Here is a 1,366-nt window from a genome sequence, read left to right on the forward strand (position 1 = left end):
TGAACCGCCCCGGGTTTGGTGGAGGGTCTTGATCTCTACGGGAGAGTGGAGTCATGCCTGCACCGAGGAAGTACAGCGACGAGTTGCGTGAGCGTGCGATCCGCACGGTGAACGAGACGATCAGGGAGAACCCGGGGATGCCGGTCAAGCGCGCCTGCAGCCAGGTGGGTGAGCAGCTGGGCATCCCGGGGCCGACCCTGCGGAACTGGTTCCGAGGCCCTGGCCAGTCACCCGGGTCGACAGCGACAACGACCGATCCGCACGAGCGGCTCGTGCAGCTGGAGAAGGAGAACCGAGAGCTGCGCCGGGCAAACGCGATTCTGCGGTCGGCGTCGGCTTTCTTCGCGGCGGAGCTCGACCGCCCCTCAAGTCGCTGATCGACTACGTCGACCAGCACAAGGACCAGTTCGGGGTCGAGCCGATCTGCACCGTCCTCACCGAGGCCGGCGCCAAGATCGCCCCGAGCACCTACTACGCGGCCATGAAGCGCCCGCCGTCGAACCGGGCCCTGACCGACGCCGCCCTCGATGAGCGCATCCAGACCACCTACGAGGCCAACTACCAGGTCTACGGGGTGATGAAGATGTGGAAGGTGCTCAACCGGCAAGAGGTCCTCGACGAGCACGGCCGGCCCACCGGACAGCGCTACCCGCCGGTGGCGCGGTGCACCGTGGCCAGGCGGATGAAGGCGCTGGGCCTGGTCGGCGCGGTCGCCGGCGACCACAAGCGACCGCGGACGACGATCCCGGCCAAGGACGTCCACCCGGCCGACCAGCTGAACCGGGACTTCACCGCCCCAGCCCCGGACAACCGGTGGGTCGCCGACATCACCTACGTGCCGACCTGGGCCGGGTTCGTCTACGTCGCCTTCGTCATGGACCTGTTCTCCCGGCGCGTCGTCGGCTGGCGAGTCACCAGCTCGCTGCACACCGACCTGGCCCTGGACGCCCTCGAGCACGCCATCTGGCAGCGCCAGCGTCAGGGACGAGACCTGACCGGCCTGGTCCATCACGCCGACCGCGGCGTCCAATATCGAGCCATCCGCTACACCGAGCGCCTGGAGGAGCTCGGGATCGTTGCCTCGGTCGGGTCCAAGGGCGACTCCTACGATAATGCCGCCGCCGAAGCGCTGAACCGCGTGTTCAAGACCGAGCTCATCCGCCGCCAAGGCCCGTGGAAGACGCTCGAGCACGTCGAGCTCGAGGTCCTGCGGTGGGTCGACTGGTACAACACGACCCGCCCGCACTCCTGGTGCGACTACCTCGCACCCGCAGCGTACGAGAACGCCTACTACGCTGCCCGCAACCCTTCGACGGCAACCGCCGCCGAAGCACACACGACTCTCCACTGAACCCGGGGCGGTTCA

Annotated in this window: 1 pseudogene and 1 other annotated feature; the pseudogene reads left to right on the plus strand. The window is 68.0% G+C overall.

The annotated features are described in order from the left end of the window. Positions 1-53: 53 nt before the first annotated feature. Positions 54-1,351, plus strand: a pseudogene (locus tag GGG17_RS02720) (IS3 family transposase). Continuing rightward, positions 335-463 (plus strand) — a sequence feature (AL1L pseudoknot). Its footprint overlaps the pseudogene before it by 129 nt. Positions 1,352-1,366 lie beyond the last annotated feature (15 nt).

The organism is Arsenicicoccus cauae (assembly GCF_009707125.1).
GTDB classification, from domain to species: Bacteria; Actinomycetota; Actinomycetes; order Actinomycetales; family Dermatophilaceae; genus Arsenicicoccus; species Arsenicicoccus cauae.